The sequence below is a fragment of the Aestuariibacter sp. GS-14 genome (assembly GCF_006494365.1).
In the GTDB taxonomy this organism is placed as follows: Bacteria; Pseudomonadota; Gammaproteobacteria; order Enterobacterales; family Alteromonadaceae; genus Alteromonas; species Alteromonas mangrovi.
In genome coordinates this window covers 500,913-525,502 of sequence record NZ_VHIP01000001.1, presented here as the reverse complement: position 1 = coordinate 525,502, position 24,590 = coordinate 500,913, and the positions used below count along the sequence as shown (strand labels likewise).

Genomic DNA, 24,590 nt, shown 5'->3' with positions numbered 1-24,590 from the left:
TGCCAGTCAAAATCACGCCGCCATAAACAGGATTAAAAATGCCATAAGTTACTGTTTTGTATTATTTATTACCTTTCGATATCAAGGGCATTGGCGGGCAACGATTTTGATAAATACATCGCGCCTTCCAGAGTTAGATGACCATAATCCCATGCCGTAGGTACCCATTGCTGTGGCGACGTGTATGAGGGGAGAACCACCGTACACTGTTGTGGCGACTCACAAAATGCGGCTAACGCAGACATAAACGTCACATTATCAAACTGTCCGGACACGGCTGCTAAATGCTGATCAATCGCGGCTATTTCGTGGAATAACGTAGGTTCTACTCTGGATTGCGCAGACTGTGCATTCAGTGGTAAGCGTTTGGTTAATAAAAAGCTTGGTAAATCAGGTAAGTAATGAGGCACTCCGCCAATTACAATGACCTCTATATTGAGCGAAGCCAATGCGGATAAGGTATTTTTCAACGACGAGATCTTGTCTTCATGGCTATACCAATTGCCGTGCAGGATCACGGTATTGTATTGCCCTTGACGAAGTTGTTCTAATACAAAAGCGTTAGTGGACTGGCAATGTTTTCTGTGGGGGAAGTGTGTGTCTGTTAAAGGCAAACATGCACTGCTAGTTATTTCACCTAACGCATTGCCCTGTAAAACACGCAGGCCAGTTGCAAGGGCATTGGCGTGAGAGTCGCCCCAAAGCAAAACGGACTTATCCTGATAGCAGGAGGCTGACAGAGACTGGTAATCCTCGTCTTCGCCAAGAAAACAGTGCGCCTGATTGTCTGGCTGGCCAACAGGTGCGGAGTATTGAAGATACGACATCAACACCTGCTGCTCTGCGTTGTAACGCGACGGAATACCCTCTTGTCCGGCATATAAACCAAAACCGATAATGGCAGCAAAACTTACGCCACAAAAGGTGTATACCTGATTGCGGCTGGTAACGTTCCTGTGTCTGAATGGCTTCTCAACGTATCGCCATGAAAGGTAGGCTAGCAAGCATGCGATTACCAGCAGTGTCACGCTGATTACGGGGTTCGGTTTTGCAGAGATATAGCGCTGAAAAACCAGCAGCGGCTGGTGCCATAAATACAAACTGTAACTAATTAACCCAATAAAGACCATTGGACGTAACGTAAGAATTTGATGCGCAAAACTTTGCTGTGCCGGAATGACGATAAGTATCAGCGTGGCGAGTACAGGAATGAGCGTAAGCAGCGAAGGGTGGGGAAGCGACTCATCAAATGCAAACAGACAGATAATCAAAACCACCAATGCGGTATTTTTTAATACGTTACCAGCCCGCAATTTTTCAAGTAATTGCGCATTATTGAAAATCAGGATGCTGGCCAGACTCCCGAACATTAGCTCCCAGGCGCGTGTGGGTAACAGATAAAAATTGGCATCAGGTGCATTTGTGGCCCCCCAGGTTGCGAGCGAGAGGCTAAAGACCAGAATAATCAGCACCGTTAGCGTGAGTAGTTTAGGGAACCTGCGCAGTACTACCAGCAGTACCAGAGGGAAGAAAAAGTAATACTGTTCTTCAACGGCCAGGCTCCAGGTATGCAACATGGGTTTTAAGTCAGCAACACGGTCAAAGTACCCGCTGTCCATCCAGAAGAAAATGTTGCTGGAGAACAATGACATCGCAACCAAACTATTGCCGTATCCCTGTAAGTCCACCGTTATCATAAATTGGTACGCGAGCACCGACGTTACAGCGGTCATAAAAATCAGAGCGGGTAACAGGCGGCGCACACGTCTTTCGTAGAAGTTGGCAAAGGTAAATGTTTTTTGAGAGATTTCTTCAACCAGAATGGACGTGATCAGAAACCCACTGATCACAAAAAAAACATCCACTCCCAGAAATCCCCCTTCAAAAAATCCAAGTTGGGCGTGGAAAATCAGTACCGGCAGCACTGCGAGTGCTCGTAAACCGTCTATGTCCTTTCTGTACTTCATCGCTTTCTATTGCCTTTATTTCGCCGGTCTGGTGGCAGTTCGGTTTCTTCATCAACATGGGCAACATTACATGAATCATTCCATTATTAACAAGTGTTTGCCTTTGCTAAAACTACGCAATGTGCAAAAAAATCTCTTCACACCAGTGCTTGTTTAAGAAAATGCCTTCACGTATGGTAGGGCGCAAGTCAATTGTAGCAAAACCCAAGGAACATCCGTGAGCGCCACATCCCAGGCTGTGATTAGTGTTGTTATTCCTGCTTATAATCGTGAAGATGTTATTGAGAGGGCGATTCACAGCTTACTTGAACAACAATGTTCTGTGCCATTTGAAGTGATCGTTGTGGACGATGGCTCAACGGATCGCACTGCCAGTGTGGTAAGGAATATAAAGCATCAGCAGTTGCGCCTGGTAGAACAGAAAAACCAGGGGGCAAGTGCCGCGCGAATACACGGTGTTGGCGTAGCTCAGGGCAATTACATTGCATTTCTTGATTCTGATGATGTGGCAGAACCACAATATTTACAGCTGTTGTACGATGCGCTTGAATGTCGTCCTCAATGTGTAATGGCCTATGCAAAAGTGGGTGAGATGGATGGCAGTTGGCATACCGAACAGGCTTTACCTGAAACGGATTCTGATGGTGTGCTTGCCGATCCTCTGGTGGCATTGCTACAGAAAGGCTGCTTTACCATTTCGATGAACCTGATGGTAAGAAAGTCGGCGGCGGTTGATGCTATGCAGGGGCGTCAGCATGTAATGGCTTCGAATGATTTTGATTTTTGCCTGCGAGTGGCGTTACAAGGGCCGTACGTTTTTGTAAATGCTATCACTATTCGTATCGACAGACGAGATGATGGTATAGGTAAGCGTTTTGGTTACCGTCAGGTGTCTTTTGCGGTGCTTGTGGCAAGTGAAGCCGTTAAGCTGAGTAAGCGTCAGGATAAGCCGGTAAAGGACGCGCTTTCGTCAAGAGTACGTTTGTTGTGGCCAACCGCATTTGGACAATGCCTTGCGCACAGGCAATGGCGATTTGCCATTAAGGTGCTCATTCAAGGGCTAAAATGGGGGCAACCTGCCGATGCAAAACAAGTATACTGGGCTGTAGATCACTACGTTGTGAAAAAGCGTCCTTGAAAGTATCAGGATATCCCGATACTCTCCTGTTCGTTACATTATTCCCGGTTCAAATAGCAGTGACTGTGCAAGCACTCCTGCAGATTTAGGTGTCAGGTGGCCATAGTCGAAGCTGTATAGCTCATCGCCAAGGACTACCTTGCAACGATATTTATCGTCTTCACGCTGACACAAGTGGGAGAACAACGAAAGATACTGAACGTCATACTCCCTCAGTATTGAAGTCATAGCTGAATCGGTATCTGCTATGGCTTTGTCCAGTTTGTAGGAAGACAGAAAATCACCTTCTCCTTGTTTGACGTAGTTGAGCGGTACAGTAGGGTAAAACTGTGGCGTAGGACCAATGACGTCTAAGTTAATGCGATTGAAATAAATTTTGTGGAGCAACTAAAAAGTCACGAAGCATTTTAGCTTAGGTATACAACAAGTAATGTAGTAGCAGTAGCCAAAATTGATACGACGAGATGTAATATCATCCGATGATTGCTCACATATAACAGTGAAGAAATTTACTGTTGCAGAGTCATCTTTTTACTGTAACCTATGTTTTAGCTGGTTTTTTCAATCATTTTTTCACAATTCAGAATCCTTTGTATGCAGGCACTTAAGCAAAAATACTGGCAGTTAGAATCTTTTCTTACCGAAAAAAAAATTAAATATCAGTCGCTTAATCCCGCCAAACAAAGGCATTCGCTAGAAAACAGTTTAACAGTAAGCCTTACATCTTACCCGCCCAGATTTAATACCTTGTATTTGACTCTGAAAACATTGGTGAACCAATCAATACGGCCTGATAGATTAGTTCTATGGGTTGCTGCACAAGATGAAATTTATTTACCAACTGAAATAGTAAAGCTCCAAGATAAAGTGGAGTTTTTCGAAATCAGAACGTGTACTGATACTCGATCCTATAAAAAACTTGTGCCATCACTTTTAAATTGGCCTGACGATATCATAGTTACTGCGGATGATGATGTTAGTTATCCTTCAGATTGGTTAGCAGGGCTTATATCCGGTTTTACTAAGACAAAAAGCATTACTGCGTACAGGGCGCATTGCCCTACTATAGTAGAGGGTAAATTAGGCCTTTATGCAACATGGCTATCAAATAAAAATGTTAGTGAAGGCATTGTATTTCCAACTGGAATAGGTGGCGTATTATATCCACCAAATTGCTTTTTACCTGAAGTCACAGACAGTAGTTTGTTTATGAATTTAGCTCCAACGGCGGATGATGTTTGGTTCTTTTTTTGTTCAAGGCTCAACGGCAAAAATGCAACGTTAACTGAAAGCTCGTTCAATATCATTAATTGGCGATCTACAAATGAGTCAGGATTAGCAAAAATAAATGTTTCAGAAGGGCATAATGACTTATGTATTCGTAATGTAACCGAATATTTTGGCGATGACCTAGTCATGAAAAATCTTGTAGGACAAGCCCAGAAGTGAAGCTATATTTACATATCGGAAGTCACAAGTCAGGCTCATCGTCAATTCAATCATTTATTGAAGACAATAAATCGCTTTTGATGAGAGCTGGATTTTACATTGATGAAACTCTTACATACAAGGATCAGTGGAAAATTGCCGCTTGGGCAGGATATCCGCAAAATACAGATTATTTTATAAACACAATGGTATTTTGCGAGGATGAACTTAGGGATTTAGTATTAGGTTATCCAGAGGCGTTTCGTCAAAAAATACTATTAGCAAAGCAAGAATTAGGGTTCCATAGTTGTATAATCTCATCAGAGTTTTTGTATTCTCAATGCTCCAACTTATCAGCGATTGAAAAGTTAGCGACTTTATTTCATTCCGTCTTTTCTTCTGTGACCATTCTTTTTTATTTCAGAGATCAGGTATCAATGGCTAAAAGCGTCTATGCTCAATTAGTTAGTGGCCCTGCAAAAGCCAGAATGTCGTATGAAGTATTTGTAAAAACAATAACTGAAGACTCAGTGTTTAACTATGTTGGTCAGCTAAAAAAATGGGCGAAGCTGTTTGGCCATAAGCAAATTAAAGTTGCACAGGTGGGCAGCAAATCAGGTTGCTTGAAAGGTGACGAATTGCTTCTTCATTTTGTGTCAAGCATAAAGTTAAGTAATCAGCCTGTAGTCTTGCAAAAAAAATTCGCTAATAAGTCACCTAATTATCATGCCTTACAAATGATGAGATACCTCAATCAACTATGTGCAAATAAGTATATTAATCTCAGTTTCAACAATATAGTGTTGCGATCGATGAAGAAAATTATTAGATCTTTACCTTTAAAAGGCGAGTTTCCTTCAGATATAGACGAGATCATAGCCAACCGCTTTGCTTTTACCAATGAAGAAATGGCACGCTTATTTGGTGATAGTAAAACGAGATAATTTTGTTGAGTATAAAGCGGTCTGCCGATTACCGTTAATTAATGGGAATGAAAAAATAATGAAGATCTCTACAAAATACGTGGTGGGACTGCATGGTTAAACTCGCTTTGTATTTGGCATTACTGGCCAGCGTACTTATGTTATCCAATGCCCCCTGGATAGCTGCGTTGGTTTATTCAATTGTGTCGGTAATGCAGCCCCAGTATATTTGGTTTTGGGCCTTTGAAGGTTTTTCTGTTTTTAAATTTGCCGCAGGTGTTTCAATACTTGCGTGGCTGTGGCATGTAATGCAGGGAAATATACGCTGGGAAGTTTATAAGACTGGCCAGTTTAAAGGCATGTTTCTTCTCTTGTTGATATTCTATCTATCAAACTTTTTTACGCCATTCGCGAGCTATTTTTCACTAGTTAGCGGTGATTTGGTTGTAAGCATTTTCACCACCATTTTTATAATGTATTTTATTGTTTTGCCATTGATCAACAATGAAAACACCATTAAATTCTTTGGCTTTATGTATATTTTTGTTGTTGTGTATTATGCATATTGGGCGAATGATCATTATTTGAGCAATAATTGGGGGCAGTTTTCCCAAGGGCGTTTGATGGGGCCTAGAGGAAGTCCTTATGCCGATGGCAATGTTACGTCTATCGTGTTAACTAGTGGCCTTGGTTTTGTGATGTTTGGGGCCCGATACTTCTCTCAAAAATGGCTTAAATATGGTTTGTTGTTTACTATTCCGTTTATTTGGCACGCTTTGATATTATTTGCTTCGCGCGGAGCTTTGCTTAGTGCTGCTGCTGTGACGTTGTTTTTTGCGTTAGTTGTAAAATCAAGACTTCTTAATATCGCTATTGCTTTTGGGTTTGTTGGTATGCTCGTATGGCAAGGGGGAATGTTAACCCAACGAACAAATAATACAGTAGCGCAGGCCCAAATGAGTGGAGAAGAAGAGCCATTAAACCCCAGGTTAGTTTCTTGGTCGGTTGGTATCGATATTGCTATGGAATATCCATTATTAGGCGCAGGTCCTCAACGCTTCCAATTCGCATCCAGACAGCTTTTCCCAGGTAAGTCACCACATGTCGCGCACAATACGTTTCTTAATTTTAGCGCGAATACAGGTTTTTTTGCAGGTTTCATTTACTTGTCATTCTTCTGGGTATCTTACAAGCAATATCGATTTGTAAAGAAGAGAGTGCGGGACAATTCTATATTCGACTACATCAATCTATCTTGTATGTCTGGTCTTGTCGGATATTTTGTCGGTGCGTTCTTTCTGGATCTCATTATATTTGAACCATTTTATTTTTTACTTTTGCTGATCAGTGCTAATTACGTACTAGCAAAAAATTCAAAAAATAGAGATGCAATTTTGCAATATGAATCAGATGTTAAAGTGTTTCAGAATAAATCAATCATAAATAAAAATATAAGATAGGAAAAAGCTAACATGAGTCGTTATAGATACAACATTGTAATGTTTGCATATAATGAAGAAGACAATATCGCAAATTCTATTTCCAGTGTTTATCAGAATAGTGATGAAGGGCTTAATTGCTTTTATTTATTAGCTAATGGTTGCAGTGATAATACAGTAAGAATGGCGAATGAAATTAAAAAGTCACTGCAATTCGAAAATATGAACGTTATTGAAATAGAATTGGGCGATAAATGTAATGCCTGGAATAAATACGTCCACAAGCTGGCGGACAATGCTGATGTACATTTTTTTACCGACGCCGATGTTCAATTCTCCGAGCATTGCTTTAGCAAGATGACATCGGCACTAATGGATGCTCCCGACAGTACCATGGTTATTGCAGGCCTTCCGCTTTCCGGGCGAAATGTGGATTTCTATCGCAGTTTAGTGTTGGAAAGGTCATGCTTTTTTGGGAATTTATACGGTATGAAGCACGCTTTTGTGTCACGTATTCGCGAGAAGCCATTTAAATTACCAATAGGTTTAAATTGGATTGATTCATTCCTAACTAAGGCAGTCAATACAGACTTGAATTTTACCCAACATAACTTGCCTAATCGCACTACGTGGATTGAAGGTGTCGGGTACAATTTTGACAAGCTGTCATTGTTCAAACGCAGTGACATTCAACTTTACATCAACCGAATCGCTCGCTACGAACTGGGTAAAATACAGGAACACTTTCTGGACGAAATTCCCTGCGAAAATTGGCCCGAAAATATGAATGGAATCAACGAAAAGATTTTCGATAATTTTGAAACGTTAACTGGGCATTTAGGTTATCTGAAAAAAAGACTGGTTAAAAGGCGCCTGATCAAGCTTCTGAAAAAGTAAAAGTCGATGTGAGTAAACCAGAGTTATTGCGATCTTTATCAGGTTTTATTACTAAATACAGAGTAATAAGTCATTTGGCTAACCGGTAAGGGCAATTCAGTAAAAAACCGGATATTGAAAGATTTAATTGGGTTAGGTGATTACCTTGACGAGAGCAAACTTATTTAAAGCCTCATCATTACTCGCGTTGGATGGATTTCTTCAACGATTAGCGGGACTGTTAAGTACGCTGATTTTGGCCAGGATACTGCTTCCTGAAGATTTTGGACTAGTCACAATGGCACTGATGGTGATCTGGTTCTCCACCACGATTACCGCAACGGGAAGTGAGTTATATCTGCAATCGAGAAAAGTGCTTGACGAGGAAGACATTAACTCTGCTTTTACTTTAAATATCCTATTGAAGTTAAGCGTTTTTATTGTTTTAGCCCTTTGTAGTCAGTTCGTTGCTCAGTGGTTAGAGACACCAGAACTGACTGAAGTAATCATTGCGCTGACTGTTGTAAATGCGATTTCTTGTTTTAATAATCCTGCTGTTGTTTATTTGCGGAGAGAAAACAAGTACAAGAAAATCGTCATTGTTGGCATAACCGCTAAGTTAATGCGTATTGCGGTTACAGTAACAACTGCCATCATTTGGAAAAACCACTGGGCGTTAGTCGCGGGTCATGCAACCGGCACATTAGTCCAGTTTTTTGGCGGCTATGTGATTTATCACTATCTGCCAAAATTTGATACCTCTCGAATTAGCAAGCAATTTAGATTTTCAAGTTGGATACTGCTTCAATCAATACTGGGGTTCAGTAGAGATCAAATAGATGTAGCTCTTACGGGAGTGGTTATGGGGAAAGCTGAGTTAGGCGCCTATAACAATATTAAATTTATTTCTAATATGCCCATTTCTAGTTTCTTACAACCACTTACCAGCCCAATAATTAACAATATAAGAGAGCTTATTGGCTTCACAGATGAAGTTAGATTGAGGGTTAATGTAACTTTTCTGTTTCTTTCTATTTTAATCTCTCCAGCAGTTATATTTCTGACCGCATGTCACCATGACGTGGTATTGATTGTATTGGGGCCAAACTGGACAGAATATAGTTTTCTGCTAGCAGCCTTTTCTAGTTTATATTTCTTTAGAGCATTTAGTCTGGTATTGAATCAAGTTATTATATTAAAGGACGAAGTGAAAAAGTTGTTTACTTTTGATTTCGTAATGACAATGTCGTTTTTACTGGTAGTGTTTTTTAATTCAGAACGAAATTTTGAGATGTTTGTATGGTCATTGATACTGCTAGAGTTTGTTTCTAGGTTGCTGTTTATCTTATACGTATATAATAGTTACTTTGACAGTTTATCTTCTTTTATGAAAATCAATGTTGTTCCGATAGTTTTTACATTTTTAGTTAGCTTTTTTGTCGAACTTCCGTTATTTGACTCAAATGTTTATCTGAATCTATTGTATACAGGTATTATTGTGCTTTTCTCGTCTACAATATTTATGCTCATGTTCTGTCTTATCATGCGAGATCAAAAAGAAGTGGGCTATCTTTGGCATACACTGAAGCCAATTTTGGTAAAGTCATATGATAAATTTTTTAAGCGTCACTAAAAGTTTTGGGTGCAATAATGTCAGTTAAAGTTATATCTCTCAATCGCCAATTTTCTAATCCACTAGGTATTCAGTATTCATTTTTTGATGGGATAGATAATAAAAATAGAAAGTCTGAGTTTAAATTTAACCTAGAGAAATTTGAAGCAAAATATGGTCGTTACCCAACCAACGGTGAAATTGGCTGCGCACTTAGTCATTTTGAAATCATAAAAAGCACTTCAAAAAATAGTAGAAACGTTATAATCATGGAAGATGATGCTATAGTTTCGCCTATGTTCAAGGAGAAATATCTAGAATTTATTAATCATGAGTTTGAACGACCGGTAATTTTGATATTTGGTTACGTTAAGTTGAGCCCCAAGAATGTTTGGCTATACAAACTCAAATGGCCAAAATTTAATAAGATTAAGTTAAGTGGGTTGAAGTTTGGAAATAGTAATCACTCAGGTTGTGGTGCTGTTGCTTATTTGGTGAGTGACAAGGCTTGTCAATTAATAAGCAATCAATATGAGATATGGTGGCAAGCTGATGATTGGCGAGTTTATCATAAAATGGGTATCGACGTGCTTTTTATTGAAAACCCTATCATATTTGAAGATATTTACTCGCCAACTACTACAGGCAGTGCAGCTATTGAGATTGACTCATTTTGGTCTTATCCAGTGGACAATTTGCAAGGAATAATTTCGGGATTTCTAAAGCGTTTTCGGCTGAAAAAAGGCCAGTTTTGACTGAAAGCTGAATTATACTCACTATTAATTTTACCTGATTTACCATTAGAGTCCAAATCGAGAATTTATATTTTTGGGAACTGAGAGACTTCGAAATTTTGCAAGCAAGTACCGTTTCGCTATATATGTTATTCTCGAAATGATGCACTTTATTTCTCTCCAGGAAAGAGATAGAGACGGTGTTGGCAACGCATCGTCGTCCGCGCTTATATTTTCTCCATGTTCTCGCATATACATTACAATGTATTCTTCGGGAATAAAGTAATTTATACCAAGCATTTTGAAGGACTGTTCATAATTTGGGTGAGAATACCACTCAAAAATAGTGTATTCTTTGTTGTCTCGTTGTAAATACACAGATGATGCGTTCATAACGCAGCAGGAACCACAGAAAACATCAAAATTGTCGGTGTGATTGATAACATTATATTGTTGAAAATTTAAATAGCCACGCTTCAGTAAAACTGCTTGAGCATGCGCATTATTTTTAATAATTTGAGTGAAGTCTTGATGTATCAGATCATCTGCATCCAGACTAAAAATGTGAGTACAGTTTTGTTCTATTAGTGCTTTTACACCGATGTTGATTTTTTGGGTACGGTCTTTTTCATATAATAACTGTCTTTGTTTTCTCTCCAGACCTTTGATATTTGGTGGGGGGAATTGGTTGACAGATATAAACTGAATACTTTCAATACTTTCGAGAGGGATGCCGGGTACCTCATGGCAGACTACAATAGTCTTTACCTGTTTATTAGTTTGGTTAAGAATACTTCTAAGTGTTTTGGATAGGGCGTCGGTTACATCATGCCAGGAATTTGAAACCATTCTCGACTTAAGTGGTATCACTATGCCGAGTAAAAAATCTTTGTTGCTTGATGTCATTTGGTTGCGTCTTGATTAGTGTTATTACTTAAATACTTAGCCAATCAATGGCAGCCAAGCACAAATTAACCACAGAATGGAGCCGTGTCGTAACAAAGAATAATTCCAATTGTTCACCTTTGCAATGCTTGCTTGAGTTGACCGAATTAACGGGCGATAATTAAAAAAAGTGATAGAACTTGAGTGTAGGCCATCTAACCCAGATGTTGTCTCGCGGCAATAACTTGCAGTCATATTCGTCATATGACTGTGTTAAGCAAATTATGCGTTTTTGAAATAGCGTTTTGATTGTTGTGCGCAGAGATGCCAGTGGCAGGATATCTAGGACCGTACAATATTGTTATCATTACTTTAAGTGATAGTTTAGTGCCAAATAAAATTACTAGTATTATTAAGTTTATAAGTAATATCAGTATCCTTCTGGGCTGCTCCCTTCTTGTTATAAATCTTTACGGATTAACACGAGATTTGCGTCCCGAGGGACTGGAGCCGGATGTACTACGTTTTGGTGTCAATGACGTTACAATTTCCCCTTCACAGACTAAAGTTGATATTGTCCGCAAACCGAACGAATCAGACGAAGACTACGTTCGAAGACTCACATATGTATTAGCGTCGGGAATTGCTCATCTTGAGTGGGAAGAATTTGAGCCTGATTTGTATCATCAACGTGTACCAATTTGGGAAAATTATATTTTGTTTTTAATGGGCGTCATTACGCCGATTCCTGAATTTAAGCGATATCACTACAGTAATCCTCACCGGAGTCTGGAAAGAGGGATTGGGATTTGTGGCGATGCGTCAATGACCTTGTCTGGACTGTTAGACGAACAAGATATTAAAAATAAGATTATTACTTTGCCTGGCCACGTTATGGTTGAAGTAGAAATTAATGGAGGTAAGCAGTTGTTAGACGCTGATTATGGTGTTGTGTTAGACGAAGGCGGAGTGGAGTTCTATCGTCAAAATCCAGAAAATTTTATTGCCGGTTTTCAAACGCAATTAGGAAGAGTGAATGACGGCGAATATTTTTTAGCATCTGGACTTCAAAAGGAAGGTTACCAAGTCTGGAATGGTACATCGCATTTCATCACCAAAAAATACTACTTCGAAAAGTTTGCTTACGTGGCGAAATGGGTGTTACCCATAGCCATGATTCTATTACCGCTCTGGTGGATGCGACGTCGCACCCAACAACAATAGCTTTATCAGCGCTGAATCATCACGGCATTGGTTGCAAACTGATAGTGATGTTGCTCCGGCTGAATGCTTCTGCCAAACCACCTGACGGCTACTAATGAGCTGTTTCTGGGCAGCTCAACCGTAAACACATAGGGATTCGTTGCCGTTTCGGGGTAGAAGCTGCGCGTATCAACACCCTGATCTGTAACTATTACCGCCGTTACTTCGTCCAGCGACGTAGGAAAACCTTGCCAGTCTTTTGCAGCAAGATTTATGGTGAGTCGTGCTTGTAATGTGGTTTGTGAGGTAAAAATTACATCGCCTGCCTCGGCCAGTGTTTTGCCATTATTGTCTTCAACGGTAGCCGTCAGGTTCGCGACGAATTTTCCGTGCTGCGCCCAAAAATGGCCACTTCTGAACCCCGCAAGTATATGGCGGGCTTCACGACTACTTGCCTGAACGTGGGTGGTAGAAAACTCGCAAGGCCAATAATCCATTTTGTCATTGTGAAAATCGGACGGCGCTCGTGCACCGTATACCTGTTGACCGGTTAACAGCACCGCATCCCAATCTTTACCTGGTGTGGCGATAGTGGGATCCCAGCCGTGCCGGGTTTTGAATTTAAAGGTATAAGAACCATTGTCATCACCCCTTTTTTTCTGATGCCCAGGTGCGCCAGAAAAGCCAATCACATAGGGGCCGTACTTCAACCATTTTTCCATGTCGTGCTGATTCTCACCTTCGGAGGTATCTTTGCGGCTAGGATGGTTGTACATAATTACCGGGGTATCAGCCTGCTGGCCGTATTGTTGCGCCAGCCATTTCAGTGCAGCAGACTCGTCGATATCCACTGGGGTAGTGTTGCCATAATGATCAAATTGGTCCCTGAATGCAGTTAGCATGGCAGGGGTTTGTTCATTTTGAGGAAGCAGCACGGTAACGTGCTCACGGCCGGCAAATGGCGGAATATTCCACTCCAGTCCGGCCATAATCGTTAATTCAGGCGTTTTCTTTGTTGCAGTGCTCAAATCCTGCCAAAAGGCCTCTGACAGCACCTGCTTTAAGTTCTGATCGCCATGGTCTGTGATAGCAATGGCATCACAGCCAAAATCACGCGCTTTGCTGGCTATTTGCGCGACCGAGTAATTTCCGTCGGAGTAACGGGTATGAATATGGGTATCAACTTCATACCATTGCTGATTTAACCCAATATCATCTCTGGTAGTGGGAGCGTCACTGGAAGCCACTGTTTGTGGCCTTCTGATCGTTGTTGTGCCTTTATCGGTGTAAAGCGGCAAGGCGGCAATCCGGCCGTCTATGGTGTTTTCCATGGCGAGATAGCGTTCATCGCTCTCGCTGCCGAACGTTTGCTGAAAGGCCTTCTCACTGAAACCTTCAGGAAGATCATGCAGTAGGGGGATAAACAGGTTTTCATCTTTACTGCCTGCCAGAACAGCCTGAACACGGCGGGCATTGTCGGATGATGATATGGCAAAGTCGGCAAACTCCACACCGGATTTATCGGCGGTTAAGTCGCGGAAGCTATAACCTGAACCACCCTGAGCCGAGTCCATTACCTCTTTTAATTTACCAATATTGATACTTAATTGCTTTTCACTGGCGAGGCGTAGTGCAACAGAAAAGAAAAAGTGCAGGCGTAAATCCATGCGGTTTCTGAGCACAAATTTCTCCGGTAACATCAGGCTGTAATCAACCGGCATTGCTACAATGCGCGCAAATTCTGGAGCGCCCAGGGTCATGGTTAACGCCCACAACGCTGCACTGTTTTCGTCTACAGGATCTTCGGTTACCGAGCGTGACTGAGCAAACAGAAAGGTTTTACCTACCAGGTCGGCGGTGTTGTCTGCGCGTTTTGCGTGAGACTGAATGTAATCGAGATATAGCTGGATAGTTTCTGTATCGGAGCCGTCAATTTGCCGAAGTTCTTGTATCACTTTAAAGGTGTCGGTGATCCTGTCTTCTACTGACGCTTTTAAATTACCAGGCTTATTAAAGTTAATTACCAGCCGGTCGTTGCCTAACTGTGCGTTAGACTGAATATTATTCAGCGTTTGTAATGCTTCTTCTCCAAAAAAGACCCGGGCAACGCCTTTAAAGAAATATTCAACCATTACACCTGGCAACGGCAAACTGCCTAAACGGCACTGCGTAAATTCCAGTTTTCCATCCAGATTGGGCATTAACATGCATTGGGCGTTCAGGTACACAGTACCAGGAATGGTGGTGATACTCGTGGCCATTAATATGCCCATGGCACTGCTGTTCAGACGAAGTTGCACGGCTGGTACCGTGTAGCTTACCGTATCAGAAATGGCTGTTAGCTGCTCATTGGTGACGGTGATTGTGGCGGTTTCATTGGCCGACATCAGCGGCTTGATAATTCTGGCTGCGCCCGCACGAGCTTGAGCCGCCTGTGATGGGCTTAAGTCATGTGTGGGGAGTACCAGCGGTGACAACGAAAAAATCAGGATCAGCAACAGTGAAACAACACTGTATTTAATAATACGGCGTTTATGCCAAAACCGCTTTTTAACAGGATGTTGACCGGTTGCTGTCATAGTTCATTCTCACTTTGCACCTGCGGGTAACCGGGGGATTTACTGCATTACCCGAGTATAAATCGTCTGAAAAGCATCGCACATGGCGTCTACCGTAAACAGGTTATTAAACCGGGCCAGGCTTTGTTGTTGGTAAGCCTGATAAAGCGACGAGTCGTTTACCAGTTCCAGCATCGCGCTGGCAAACTCCGCCTGGTTGTCGTTCTCTGTTACCAGCCCGTTTTGACGATGCGCAATCACTTCACCATTGCCGCCCGCATCAGTTACCACGCAAGGCTTGCCCAGTGACATGGCTTCAAGCAGTGTCATTGATGTCCCTTCGCTAAAAGACGACAACAGGAATATATCCATAATCGACAGGTATCTGGCAGGTTGGGGTTGATAACCCGTTAAGATCACCTGATTGCCAATGTCCAATTCATCAATTAATGCTGTAATAGCGTCGCGCATTTCGCCATCGCCAACTATCACCAACACCGCATTCACCCCCGCATTGAGTACATCCTTAAACGCGCGCAACATCATGAGGTGATTTTTTATCGGATCAAATCGGGCAATGGTGCCAAATACTGTTTGATCTTTTGTTATGCCCAGCGCTGATTTTAGCGCGGCTTGTTCATCAATGGTGACCGGGCTAACCGGTTGGATACCGTTATAAATCACTTCAATCTTACTGGCAGAAAGATGTTCATGAGTAATGAGTGCCTGCTTTGTAGCCGCTGAAATGGCCGTACTGGCATCGGTAAACCAAGCCAGAACCGGATTGATTAGTTTGCGTTTCCATGTGCCAAAATCGGGGTAGAAACGGCCGTGTTCAGTAAATATCACCCGGGTATTGAGTCCGGCTGCCGCTAATACACCGTAAACCCAGGGGGTGTACTGGTGGCAATGGATAATATCGATATTGTTATGCTTTATATGATGCCGAATTGCTTTTATGAGCGAGCGATCGAAACCGGGTTGTCTTGCTACCGTGGTAATAGATATGCCTTTACTCGCTAAATCCTGCCCCCAAGGGCCCAATGGTTCCTCGATACAAAACACAGACATGCGAACAAGCGGGTTGTTAAATCCCTCGATCAGGTTCCTGATCACCATCTCCGTGCCACCTATGCGCATGTCATAGGTAATATGCATTACGTTGAAGGCTTTACTCACGCGGCTTTTCCGGTGTTATTCATATAACGCTGATACCACATTTCAAACATCAGCAAGCTCCACAAAACCGTACCGTGCTGGTGAGAACCCGATTGATGCTGGTTCCATAACTGTTTGATGGCACTGGCATTAAAATAAGTGAGCAAGCCTGCTTGTTCAGCAAACAAATATTTTTCTGCGATGGCTTTAATTTCGTCCCGAAGCCATTGGTCGAGCGGTACTGAAAAGCCCATTTTTTTACGGTACAGAATGTCGTTTGGAAGAAGCGGTTTAAATGCTTCTTTTAAAATGTGTTTTTTCTCGCCGTTTTTGAATTTGAAAGCAGACGGTACGGTGGCTGCAAACTCAATCACGTCGCGATCTAAAATTGGCGCGCGCACTTCAAGTGAGTGTGCCATGCTCATGCGATCCACTTTTACCAGAATGCCGCCTGGTAAATAGGTTTTCATGTCGGTATACAAAATACGCGACAAATGGTCGGGACCATTGGCTTTTTCATAAGCGTCCAGGGTAATTTTACTGGGATGATAAGCGCCTAGCTTGGCGGCAAAATCGGGCTTCACGAGCTGTTGCCACTGACGGTCGTCGATTTGTGAGTTAGTGATATAAAATCCCATAGCTGGATCACACGACAAGCTATCGCACAACGACTTCACTTTTTTCAACACGGAAATACCTGAGCCCGCCACTAAATTGGCCACTTTAGGCAAAATGGCTTTTCTTATCCATGTTGGTACCTTGTTGCGCAAATCGTTTTCAATGGCGTCAATGCTGTATTTTTCGTAGCCTGCAAATACTTCATCACCACCATCACCGGCAATCGCTACCGTGACTTCCTGACGTGCTAGCTTCGATACAAAATAAGTGGGTACCAATGACGGATCGGCAAAGGGCTCGTCAAAAAAGCTGACAATGTGTTCAAGATTATCACTTACATTATCGTGCACAATGAATTCGTGGTGCTCGGTGTGGTACTGTTCAGCGACAATTCTGGCAAATTCGGTTTCATTAAAACGCTTTTCGTCGAATCCGATAGAACACGTTTTTACCGGACTTTCAGACTGTTGTGCCATCATGGCGACCACGCCGCTGGAGTCCACTCCACCGCTTAAAAAGGCACCTAACGGCACATCTGCAATCATGCGCTGGCGTGTGCAATGGGCGGTTAAATCCCGAAGTTGGTTGGTGAGTTCCTCTTCACTGGCCTGACTTACCTTACTGAAATCAACATCCCAGTATTGCTGACAGGTCAATTCTCCATTCTTGTAAAACATGTAGTGAGCAGGTGGACACTTGTGCACACCTTTGAATATGGTTTTTGGATCAGGGATATACTGATACGCAAAAAAGTCGTATACCGCGTCATCTCGAATCTCGCGTTCTACAAATGGTACAGGCAGCAGGGCTTTGATTTCCGATGCAAAAGCCAGCTTGCCTTGTTCATAGGTGTAATACAGCGGTTTTTTACCCATTCTGTCCCTGGCAATAAACAGCGTATGCTCTTGTTTATCCCAGATAGCAAAGGTAAACATACCGTTGAGTTCAGCAAGGCATTCCACGCCCATTTTGGCATACAGGGCAATAATGACTTCGGTATCGGTGTGGGTTGAAAATACGTGACCTTCCGTTTCCAGCGCGGCACGCAGCTCCAGAAAATTGTAAATTTCACCATTGAAGACAATAACGTAGCGCTGATCTTTACTGAACATCGGTTGGTTGCCTGCAGCAGACAAATCCAGAATACTCAGACGGCGGTGACATAATCCAACATGTTCATCTATGTAGGTACCGCCAGCATCGGGGCCTCGGTGCAGTATGGCCTGGCCCATGCTGGTCAGAAGTGACTCATCCCCGGCTTCGAATTGAAAACGACTAAATCCTGCAATGCCGCACATAAGGCTCTCCCGATTTATAAACTAATGTAACGCCGAATAGCTGAGCCAATGGCTACAGTGAACCCTAATGGCAGTTTGGGCCATAGGGTTTCTGCCAGTTGTCTGATAGTACCTGATGGACCGGTTTCCACAGCCTGTGGCTGGTTGCCTGATGAACCATCATGCCAGTTCAAAGAGTAAGGCAATGCGCCCCATTGGGTCTTAAATTTAAATGTACCTTCACCAAATGATGAGCGACCAAAATCAAAGGTTTGCATACCAGCATCAGTTACGTTCGCCAGTAATGACCAATATAACAACATATTTGGCGCAAGACGGTTATATTCAGGCAAGGTTGACGCCCAAGGAATGGCAGCAACAGTACCATTGATTAACACTATGCCGGCACCGATAGGCGTATCACCCTGATAAACCACACACACTCTTGCATTGTCTGCATACTCGCTGACGATGGCCTCAAACCAGCAATACGCATGCGCCGGTGACGCCAGTAATCGCATGTTTTGCTTGTACACGTCGTAAAAGTGAGGAAGCAGCGAGAGATGTGGCTGGGTATTGTCACTCAACGCCGTGTGTAAACCGTTTTTTTCAGCCTTGCGAATCTGGCTGCGCAACTTCGATTTAAATCCGCTCATCAGTGCGTCACTGTTGTCTGGCAAAGGGAGTCTAAGCACCACTTTTTGGCCGGATTGCAATGTGTCAGGATCGGCGGGTTGGTGAAGCACATCACGGTAGTCGGCACCTGCACCCAACTGACGCAGCAGGGCAGTTTGCACTGCCTCGTCGTCGGCAAGTGCATAACCGGTGTCGCAATAGGGCAATGCGATGGTTTTTGCTGCAGAAAAAGGACGCTTAAATTGAATGGTGGGTAGCACGCCGCAACACTGCTGTTGCTCGTCCTCTGCTATCAGATATTGCATAGGCTGTTGATAAGCTTGCTCGCACGCCTGGCCCCAGGCAAATCGGTGATAAGGGGTGGCCAGTGGATGTGTTTCAACGTACGCATCCCAACGATTTTTATCATGTGGCGTGGCGGGTCTTATCTTCATGTTAATACTGCTTGTTGTGTACTGCGGGCATTGAGTATCTCGCACGCTTCGGTAATGGTACAAAATTCTACGGGAGTGAGGCGCTGCAAATGTTCCACGGTCGCGCGGATACGCTGGCAAATAATCTGCAATGAGTTGGTTTCTTCAAAAAATCCAGTGGCGCCGTCAATCAGACTGGAACTGTGTAAGTACATATGGATTACCCGGTGCTGGCGCTTTATGGCTGTATCTACCAGCATGCACAGATTTTGCTCATCGTTTAGTTCCGGGCTCAGATAGATTTTTCTTAACAGTCGGGAATGCCACAATAATCCAATGGTGTGGAGTAATTTTAATGGCGCGGTTTCTCCGAGTCGGTGTAGTTTTTCACTAAAACCGTAGTCCCGACGGTTAAATCCGGCCGTAACCGGAATTTCCATAATCTGGCGCTGGTGGCCGGGTGATAAAGGGTCATTAAAATCAGGCCAGTAAGGTACCAGAGGCGAGCCTTCACAGGAGAAATACTCATTTCGGTAAAACGGATATACGCTGGAGTCGACGCGGAAGCCTCGTTCAGCCAACAAAGTAAGCACTTTACTGTCGATCCCCCAACGGCCAGTGCGAAAAGATTTGGGCTGCGTATTGAACTGTTCTGTGAGAACCCGCATTAATTCGTCCAGCTTGGCTTCAATGTGCGCTAATGGCAAATTCACCACGTGGGATTCTGCTTCATTGGTTTGGCCAAAATAGGGCGGGTTACACCAGGGATGCAGATGGGCACCAATTTCGCAGTGATTATTCTGACGCGCCTGATTAATGGCTTTTACCGCATTGGGATTAGCTGCTACAGCGTAATCGACAAAATACGTAGGGCGAATACCCATCTCTTCACAAAAAGACTGAAATTGTGGAATGCGCTGCACGTTTTCAACCTGGCAATTATCCTGCGGAAAAGGGCCATCCCACTGCCACTCTTCTTCGGTGTCAATGGTGAGAATAAACAAGGTTGAAGCAGGTTGTTGATGCAGCATAGCCATTCCTTAGCGTTGCAAGTCTTTAAAAAGCGCCATGTATTCATTGGCCATGCGTTGTGCAGAGAAGTGTTCCTCTACAAACGCTTTTGCACGCAGACCATATTCTTTTGCTTTGATGGTATCAGATAACATCTCACGCCAATAGCCTTTCAGTGTTTCCCGTTCACCCAGTGGCGCCAGCAGACCGGTATCATTGTGAGTAATTAACTGATCGATTCCCGGAATTTGATAAGCCGCTACGGGGGTGCCCATGGCACAGGCTTCCATCAGGCAACGTGGCACCCCTTCCAAGGTGGATGTCATCACAAATAAATCGAAGGTTTTGAGCATAGCCAGGCGATCATCGCGGAACCCTAAAAAGTGAATATCGGGTGTGCTGGGCAGCGAGCGTGCTTTTTCTTCCAGGCGGGCGCGGTCGTCTCCGTCGCCAAGGAACAACAGTTCAACTGGCATACCTTCCTGATGTAAATCATCAAAAATGGTCAGGATATCGTCGATATTTTTGCGACTGATCATTTGTCCGATAAAACCCACTCGCAGCTTCTCGGTTTCTGCCGGTATAGTCTCATCGGTGCGAACCGCTTCTACTTCCGATAAGTCCACTCCATTCTGAATGTAATGCAATTTGTCTTTGCGAACACCAATGCGGTGCATATCTTTCATCAGTTGCGTGGATAACGGCACGATTGCATCGCCGTACTTCATAGCCTGACAACCCAGCCAGATAAAAGCGCGTAGCTTCAAATCCTTAGCGTTTTCAAAGCCGTGTGGGGTAACAACAGAAGGGATACCGGCTTTTTTCGCCGCCCACACACCAAGAATATCTGACTTGTATCCATGTGTATGAATAATATCAATATTTTCTTGTTTAATTAGCGCTACCAGTTTGTCGACTACTGAAATGTCGAATTTGTGCTTCATTGGCAGTTCAAACGTTCTGCCGCATTTTTGCTTAAACTGTTTAACCAGTTCCAAATCCTGTGAATCTGTTTCCAGCGTGGTGGCCAGTAGTGACTCAGTGGTGTCGGAAGGTAGGTGGCTGGCAAGGGCCAACACCCAGCGCTCGGCACCATAGAAACCAGTGGAACAAATGAACTGTAATATTTTTATTTTTTTATTTTCCATAAGACGATGTTCCAAAGGTTTTTATTATTCCTCCCAGTGTACCAATGGTGCGGGCTGGGAAATACACACAATAAAACTTTATCACCTCAAGCAATGAGGTGTTTGGTCTGACTAACTTATACAGTCGTGTACTGTAGGCTAGCACTGGAAGTCCGGCTGCTATCAAACACAATACCGCAAACACGGTAAAACCTGCAATCAGGCTAAGCAAAGCCACTAGCAGACAGGCGGGCATGGCCAGTGGCACAATAAAGCTCGGCCACTCACGTAATGGGATTCTACGGTCTTTAACGGAGGCGAGGTTAGACTGGCCACGCCATATTTCCTTCTCGAACATGGCACCTAATTGCTTATCTTCCCCAATATGCACATATTGAGCTGCACTGGTATAGAACAATTCACCGAGTTGATTTACCTTGTCGGTAAAATAGTAGTCTTCACACGTTATCAGGTGCTCCGGGAATTGACCCGCGGCATAAAATGTTTCTTTGGTTAGCAACAGGTTCCTGCCGGGTAAAAAGTCAACCGGGCAGTCGATAGCGGCATTGCTCAGAGCCACGCGAATGTGCTCCAACGGAGTGGGACTGTCGGATGGTATTTGCATGGCGCTGACCAGTCTGGTACCAGGGCGCTCTGTCAATACCGCCAGGCAGGCCGCTAACCAGTTGCGAGAGAGTTGAATATCGGCATCGAGAAACGCAAGATAATTACCACTCGCCAGCTCTGCGCCCCGGTTACGTGAGGCAGAGATAGTCTGCTCTGGTTTGGCAAAAATCACCTGAAACGATACCTCGCCGCAGGCTTGCTTAAGCGCCTCCGATACTTCGGTATTTTGCGAAACCAGAATGATTTCCATTGCGTCTGCCGGGTAATCCTGAGCTGCAATGGATAACAGTGTCTCGCGCAGCATTTCCTCACGCCCTTTGTGTGGGATCACAAAGCTGATTGTGTGATTTGTCATGACAGCTTCCTTCGCAATGCTGGCACGCGTTTTTGTAGCTGCTGCCACTCGCGCTTAACGGACAGTCTCTTTATTACATGGAAAACATAACCTTGCCAGCCCTTATCGCGCTGAATACTCACAGGAAATTTTCCAGCGGTTTCCACGACAGTGGGCGACGTTGTGCATTCTATAGTATCAATGCCATAGTTTTGCATCAGTAACGCTAAGATGCGCGTGTAGTGTTTTTCGTTGCTGCTACTAATTGCATTTACAACGTAGTGTTTTATTTCGGCGGCTTTCGCTCTGAAACGCAACGCATTGTCCTCACTGGTATAGGTGGCAGCAATAGACAGTACCGCTACTTTGCGCAAATCCTGCGCCGACCAGGTTTGGTTGGGGTACTCCAGAATGTCAGGCTTTTCCAGATAAGGATATTCGTTGTCTGCCATCCAGTGGGCGTAATGCACTAAACAGGCAACCGCGTAATAATAGTCCTGGTTTTTACCCACGACGCTCTGAATGTCCAGATAGCGGCACACTGCCTGCAGAAATACAGTATAAAACCAACAGTTTTCCACATTTTCCAGGTTTCGTGTTTCAGCAATATCGTCATCTGGTGATACCGTATGGCGAATAATGTACGACACCTGCTGTAAGTACTGCAGATCGTTGGTGATTTCAAAGCTGTCTAACAGCGCCATCATGTAATTGGCTGTACCCCGGTCGAGTGGGTAAGTGCCGGTGCTGATATTCTTCAAATCGATGCGATGGCGATTTTTATAGCTTAACAGCAAACCAAACAGGGTATCGTCGCCTTCGTATACCGTTGTGATCCAGTCGGTAAGGCCCAGCACGGCCTGTTGAGCAGCCTGACAACCGGTAAGAAAATAATACAGTTGTAATCCGGTAGTGTAACAATGTTGGCCACCCGGGCCGCCACCGCCAGCATGATCCTGATAGGCATTACCCTTGTGGTGCCTGGAATACGTGCGGTGTGTTGCGGTTTCAGCCGGCAAATAATGGTCGGTGTGCCAGAATAGCCCCTGATTGTATTCTGGCTTGTCCAGTTCGGTGTGGTATATATCAATATCAATGATATGTCTGGCCAGATCGTCAGCCAGTTCGCGCCAGCGTTGATCGCCGCTAATGAGCCATTGTTTCAGGAAACCCAGTAAGGGATCGTACTGATTGTTGTAATGCGATGTAAACAGAGTGTCGCCTGTGTAGCCATCGGTTTCATGATCGGCATATAAATCACCAAAGTGCCGCCAGCCATATTCATCGATCGCTTCGCGCTTGGCAAAAAACGAGCTGGGTCCGTCAAGGCCCTCGCCTATCAGTGATTGCAACGGGTCACTTAACAAATGTTCAGACAAACGGGGAAATACGCCGGTTAATGCAAACCAATCCGCTGAAATTGTTGCGTTAGCAATGATGGCTTTGGCAACGGTTTCTGACTTGGCCTGTATTATCGCGCTGTGTGTTTTTTGTTCGCCTGGTTGCAGTTCTACTGGCAACCCAGGCTCAGCTTTAAACATAGACCAGGAAATTTTACCGGGCTCTGCAGCCAGCGAGGTTGGAAAATTTTGCCAGAACCTGTCTGGGGAAACAGATAACTGTACGTTTTGGCTTGTTAGCAGTGCGGCAGGCTCTGGACGCGCAGGCGCCTGTTGAGTGATGCCATCAACAATAAAGTGTGTAGCTGGATCATGTATTGAAAGCTCGCGGGCATGGTTTAAGTGATTGGGGCTATCCCAACGGGACCCTCCACTGGCTCGTTGCCATAAGTGGCCATCGAGATTAATCGAAACAATAGCGGTATCTGGTGATACCTGAATAGCTGCGTAGGCTTGCTCACTACTAATCGATAGGGACATATTGTCGATAAATACACTACGGGGATCGCCCAAATCCCAGGTGCCGCCGTTGTGTTCAGCCGGGTTGGTATTCGTTATTGTAGTGGTAATCCTGGCGAGCCCCAGGGCGGGCTCGAAGCCCAGTTTAACCTGAAGCTTAATTGGGGCTAAATCAGGGCGCCCGGAAGACAATTCATAGTACAACGCAAGGTGGATAAAGGCCGGAGAGCCATCGGGTTGATCGCAATATTTGGGCTCGACATGCCAGTCAGTCAGGCTACTGTGGTATTCGCTGAATTCACCGGTAAATTGGCTGTTAAACGAAAACGTCCAGCGTTTTCCAGCCAGCATAAAATAGCCGTCGAACAATGTGGTTTTACTTAACTGGCACGCCCAATTACAGGTAGTGAGTGAAATCGTTGATTCTGACTCAAGCGATGCGACATGCTCCTGATTCACTTTTATAGCAGCTGTTTGCTTTGGTTCGACCCAGAACTGACTCTCGTTAATACCAGCTACAGGCGTATGACCTTCTAACAGTAGCCATTTTACGGAGTGATCAGGCCACCATGCCAAGGGGGTAAAAGCACACATTACAAGTTGGTTGTCGTTGCGTTTACAATGAAGTGGCTGGTGAACATAACAGAGTCCCTGGGACAACGGGATGCCAATAGAAAACGACGCAGTATCGGCTTTACCGGATTCTGGCACACGTAATGAAAAGTGATGTTGTGATTGCATGTGTCAAAGATTGCTTGATCGAACTT

Annotated in this window: 19 protein-coding genes; 8 read left to right on the top strand and 11 right to left on the bottom strand. The window is 43.9% G+C overall.

Annotated features, from left to right (window positions below):
* Positions 1-68: 68 nt before the first annotated feature.
* A complete protein-coding gene (locus FJ444_RS02280; RefSeq protein WP_140956283.1) occupies positions 69-1,967 on the bottom strand; it encodes an acyltransferase family protein in 1,899 nt (632 codons plus the stop codon).
* A 217-nt stretch (positions 1,968-2,184) separates the two neighbouring features.
* On the opposite strand from FJ444_RS02280, the gene FJ444_RS02275 reads away from it, so the two are divergent.
* A complete protein-coding gene (locus FJ444_RS02275) occupies positions 2,185-3,105 on the top strand; it encodes a glycosyltransferase family 2 protein (RefSeq protein WP_140956282.1) in 921 nt (306 codons plus the stop codon).
* 33 nt (positions 3,106-3,138) lie between these two features.
* Here the strand turns inward: FJ444_RS02275 and FJ444_RS02270 are convergent, their stop codons facing one another.
* Complete coding sequence (locus FJ444_RS02270) at positions 3,139-3,492, bottom strand: hypothetical protein (protein ID WP_140956281.1); 354 nt, start codon at positions 3,490-3,492, stop codon at positions 3,139-3,141.
* Between the two features lie 207 nt (positions 3,493-3,699).
* Here FJ444_RS02270 and FJ444_RS02265 point away from each other — a divergent pair, with 207 nt between their 5' ends.
* From FJ444_RS02265 to FJ444_RS02240, 6 genes are all read left to right on the top strand, one after another.
* Positions 3,700-4,554, top strand: coding sequence for a glycosyltransferase family 2 protein (locus FJ444_RS02265; RefSeq protein WP_140956280.1), 855 nt, complete (start codon positions 3,700-3,702; stop codon positions 4,552-4,554).
* Positions 4,551-5,477, top strand: a complete 927-nt coding sequence (locus FJ444_RS02260; protein ID WP_140956279.1) for a hypothetical protein — start codon at positions 4,551-4,553, stop codon at positions 5,475-5,477. Before FJ444_RS02265 ends, FJ444_RS02260 begins: the two co-directional genes overlap by 4 nt.
* Before the next feature lie 92 nt (positions 5,478-5,569).
* The gene (locus FJ444_RS02255; protein ID WP_140956278.1) at positions 5,570-6,916 is read left to right on the top strand and encodes an O-antigen ligase family protein; all 1,347 of its coding nucleotides are present in this window, start codon (positions 5,570-5,572) and stop codon (positions 6,914-6,916) included.
* A 12-nt stretch (positions 6,917-6,928) separates the two neighbouring features.
* Positions 6,929-7,792 (top strand): glycosyltransferase family A protein, encoded by an 864-nt coding sequence (locus tag FJ444_RS02250; RefSeq protein WP_140956277.1) that lies wholly within the window; start codon positions 6,929-6,931, stop codon positions 7,790-7,792.
* Positions 7,793-7,937: 145 nt separating this feature from the next.
* Positions 7,938-9,404: an oligosaccharide flippase family protein gene (locus tag FJ444_RS02245; protein WP_181405030.1), complete on the top strand. Its 1,467-nt coding sequence runs from the start codon at positions 7,938-7,940 to the stop codon at positions 9,402-9,404.
* Positions 9,405-9,421: 17 nt separating this feature from the next.
* Positions 9,422-10,138, top strand: a complete 717-nt coding sequence (locus FJ444_RS02240; protein ID WP_140956275.1) for a glycosyltransferase family 25 protein — start codon at positions 9,422-9,424, stop codon at positions 10,136-10,138.
* Positions 10,139-10,183: 45 nt separating this feature from the next.
* Here the strand turns inward: FJ444_RS02240 and FJ444_RS02235 are convergent, their stop codons facing one another.
* Positions 10,184-11,023, bottom strand: coding sequence for a hypothetical protein (locus FJ444_RS02235; RefSeq protein ID WP_140956274.1), 840 nt, complete (start codon positions 11,021-11,023; stop codon positions 10,184-10,186).
* Between the two features lie 309 nt (positions 11,024-11,332).
* Between FJ444_RS02235 and FJ444_RS02230 the strand changes: the two genes are divergently transcribed.
* The gene (locus FJ444_RS02230; RefSeq protein WP_140956273.1) at positions 11,333-12,226 is read left to right on the top strand and encodes a hypothetical protein; all 894 of its coding nucleotides are present in this window, start codon (positions 11,333-11,335) and stop codon (positions 12,224-12,226) included.
* A 5-nt stretch (positions 12,227-12,231) separates the two neighbouring features.
* On the opposite strand, the gene FJ444_RS02225 is transcribed toward FJ444_RS02230, so the two are convergent.
* From FJ444_RS02225 to FJ444_RS02190, 8 genes are read right to left on the bottom strand one after another with little or no spacing between them, the layout of a single operon-like run.
* Complete coding sequence (locus tag FJ444_RS02225; protein WP_140956272.1) at positions 12,232-14,784, bottom strand: PHP domain-containing protein; 2,553 nt, start codon at positions 14,782-14,784, stop codon at positions 12,232-12,234.
* Positions 14,785-14,823: 39 nt separating this feature from the next.
* Positions 14,824-15,942, bottom strand: coding sequence for a glycosyltransferase family 4 protein (locus FJ444_RS02220; RefSeq protein ID WP_370298008.1), 1,119 nt, complete (start codon positions 15,940-15,942; stop codon positions 14,824-14,826).
* A complete protein-coding gene (gene asnB, locus FJ444_RS02215) occupies positions 15,939-17,837 on the bottom strand; it encodes an asparagine synthase (glutamine-hydrolyzing) (RefSeq protein WP_140956271.1) in 1,899 nt (632 codons plus the stop codon). The genes FJ444_RS02220 and asnB overlap by 4 nt, the downstream gene beginning before the upstream one ends.
* Positions 17,838-17,851: 14 nt before the next feature.
* On the bottom strand, positions 17,852-18,886 hold the full coding sequence (locus FJ444_RS02210) for a GNAT family N-acetyltransferase (RefSeq protein WP_140956270.1): 1,035 nt from the start codon (positions 18,884-18,886) through the stop codon (positions 17,852-17,854).
* On the bottom strand, positions 18,883-19,896 hold the full coding sequence (locus FJ444_RS02205; protein WP_255438904.1) for a polysaccharide deacetylase family protein: 1,014 nt from the start codon (positions 19,894-19,896) through the stop codon (positions 18,883-18,885). The genes FJ444_RS02210 and FJ444_RS02205 overlap by 4 nt, the downstream gene beginning before the upstream one ends.
* Before the next feature lie 9 nt (positions 19,897-19,905).
* Entirely contained in the window at positions 19,906-21,024 is a 1,119-nt protein-coding gene (locus FJ444_RS02200) for a glycosyltransferase (protein ID WP_140956268.1), read from the bottom strand.
* Complete coding sequence (locus tag FJ444_RS02195) at positions 21,014-21,985, bottom strand: glycosyltransferase family 2 protein (RefSeq protein WP_140956267.1); 972 nt, start codon at positions 21,983-21,985, stop codon at positions 21,014-21,016. Before FJ444_RS02195 ends, FJ444_RS02200 begins: the two co-directional genes overlap by 11 nt.
* A complete protein-coding gene (locus FJ444_RS02190; protein ID WP_140956266.1) occupies positions 21,982-24,564 on the bottom strand; it encodes a hypothetical protein in 2,583 nt (860 codons plus the stop codon). Before FJ444_RS02190 ends, FJ444_RS02195 begins: the two co-directional genes overlap by 4 nt.
* Positions 24,565-24,590: the final 26 nt, after the last annotated feature.

Coding starts and splice junctions, on each gene's coding strand:
- FJ444_RS02280 (WP_140956283.1), bottom strand. CDS start 1,967: ATGAAGTACAGAAAGGACATAGACGGTTTACGAGCACTCGCAGTGCTG.
- asnB (WP_140956271.1), bottom strand. CDS start 17,837: ATGTGCGGCATTGCAGGATTTAGTCGTTTTCAATTCGAAGCCGGGGAT.
- FJ444_RS02235 (WP_140956274.1), bottom strand. CDS start 11,023: ATGACATCAAGCAACAAAGATTTTTTACTCGGCATAGTGATACCACTT.
- FJ444_RS02205 (WP_255438904.1), bottom strand. CDS start 19,896: ATGCTGCATCAACAACCTGCTTCAACCTTGTTTATTCTCACCATTGAC.
- FJ444_RS02255 (WP_140956278.1), top strand. CDS start 5,570: ATGGTTAAACTCGCTTTGTATTTGGCATTACTGGCCAGCGTACTTATG.
- FJ444_RS02195 (WP_140956267.1), bottom strand. CDS start 21,985: ATGACAAATCACACAATCAGCTTTGTGATCCCACACAAAGGGCGTGAG.
- FJ444_RS02265 (WP_140956280.1), top strand. CDS start 3,700: ATGCAGGCACTTAAGCAAAAATACTGGCAGTTAGAATCTTTTCTTACC.
- FJ444_RS02190 (WP_140956266.1), bottom strand. CDS start 24,564: ATGCAATCACAACATCACTTTTCATTACGTGTGCCAGAATCCGGTAAA.
- FJ444_RS02210 (WP_140956270.1), bottom strand. CDS start 18,886: ATGAAGATAAGACCCGCCACGCCACATGATAAAAATCGTTGGGATGCG.
- FJ444_RS02225 (WP_140956272.1), bottom strand. CDS start 14,784: ATGACAGCAACCGGTCAACATCCTGTTAAAAAGCGGTTTTGGCATAAA.
- FJ444_RS02250 (WP_140956277.1), top strand. CDS start 6,929: ATGAGTCGTTATAGATACAACATTGTAATGTTTGCATATAATGAAGAA.
- FJ444_RS02200 (WP_140956268.1), bottom strand. CDS start 21,024: ATGGAAAATAAAAAAATAAAAATATTACAGTTCATTTGTTCCACTGGT.
- FJ444_RS02240 (WP_140956275.1), top strand. CDS start 9,422: ATGTCAGTTAAAGTTATATCTCTCAATCGCCAATTTTCTAATCCACTA.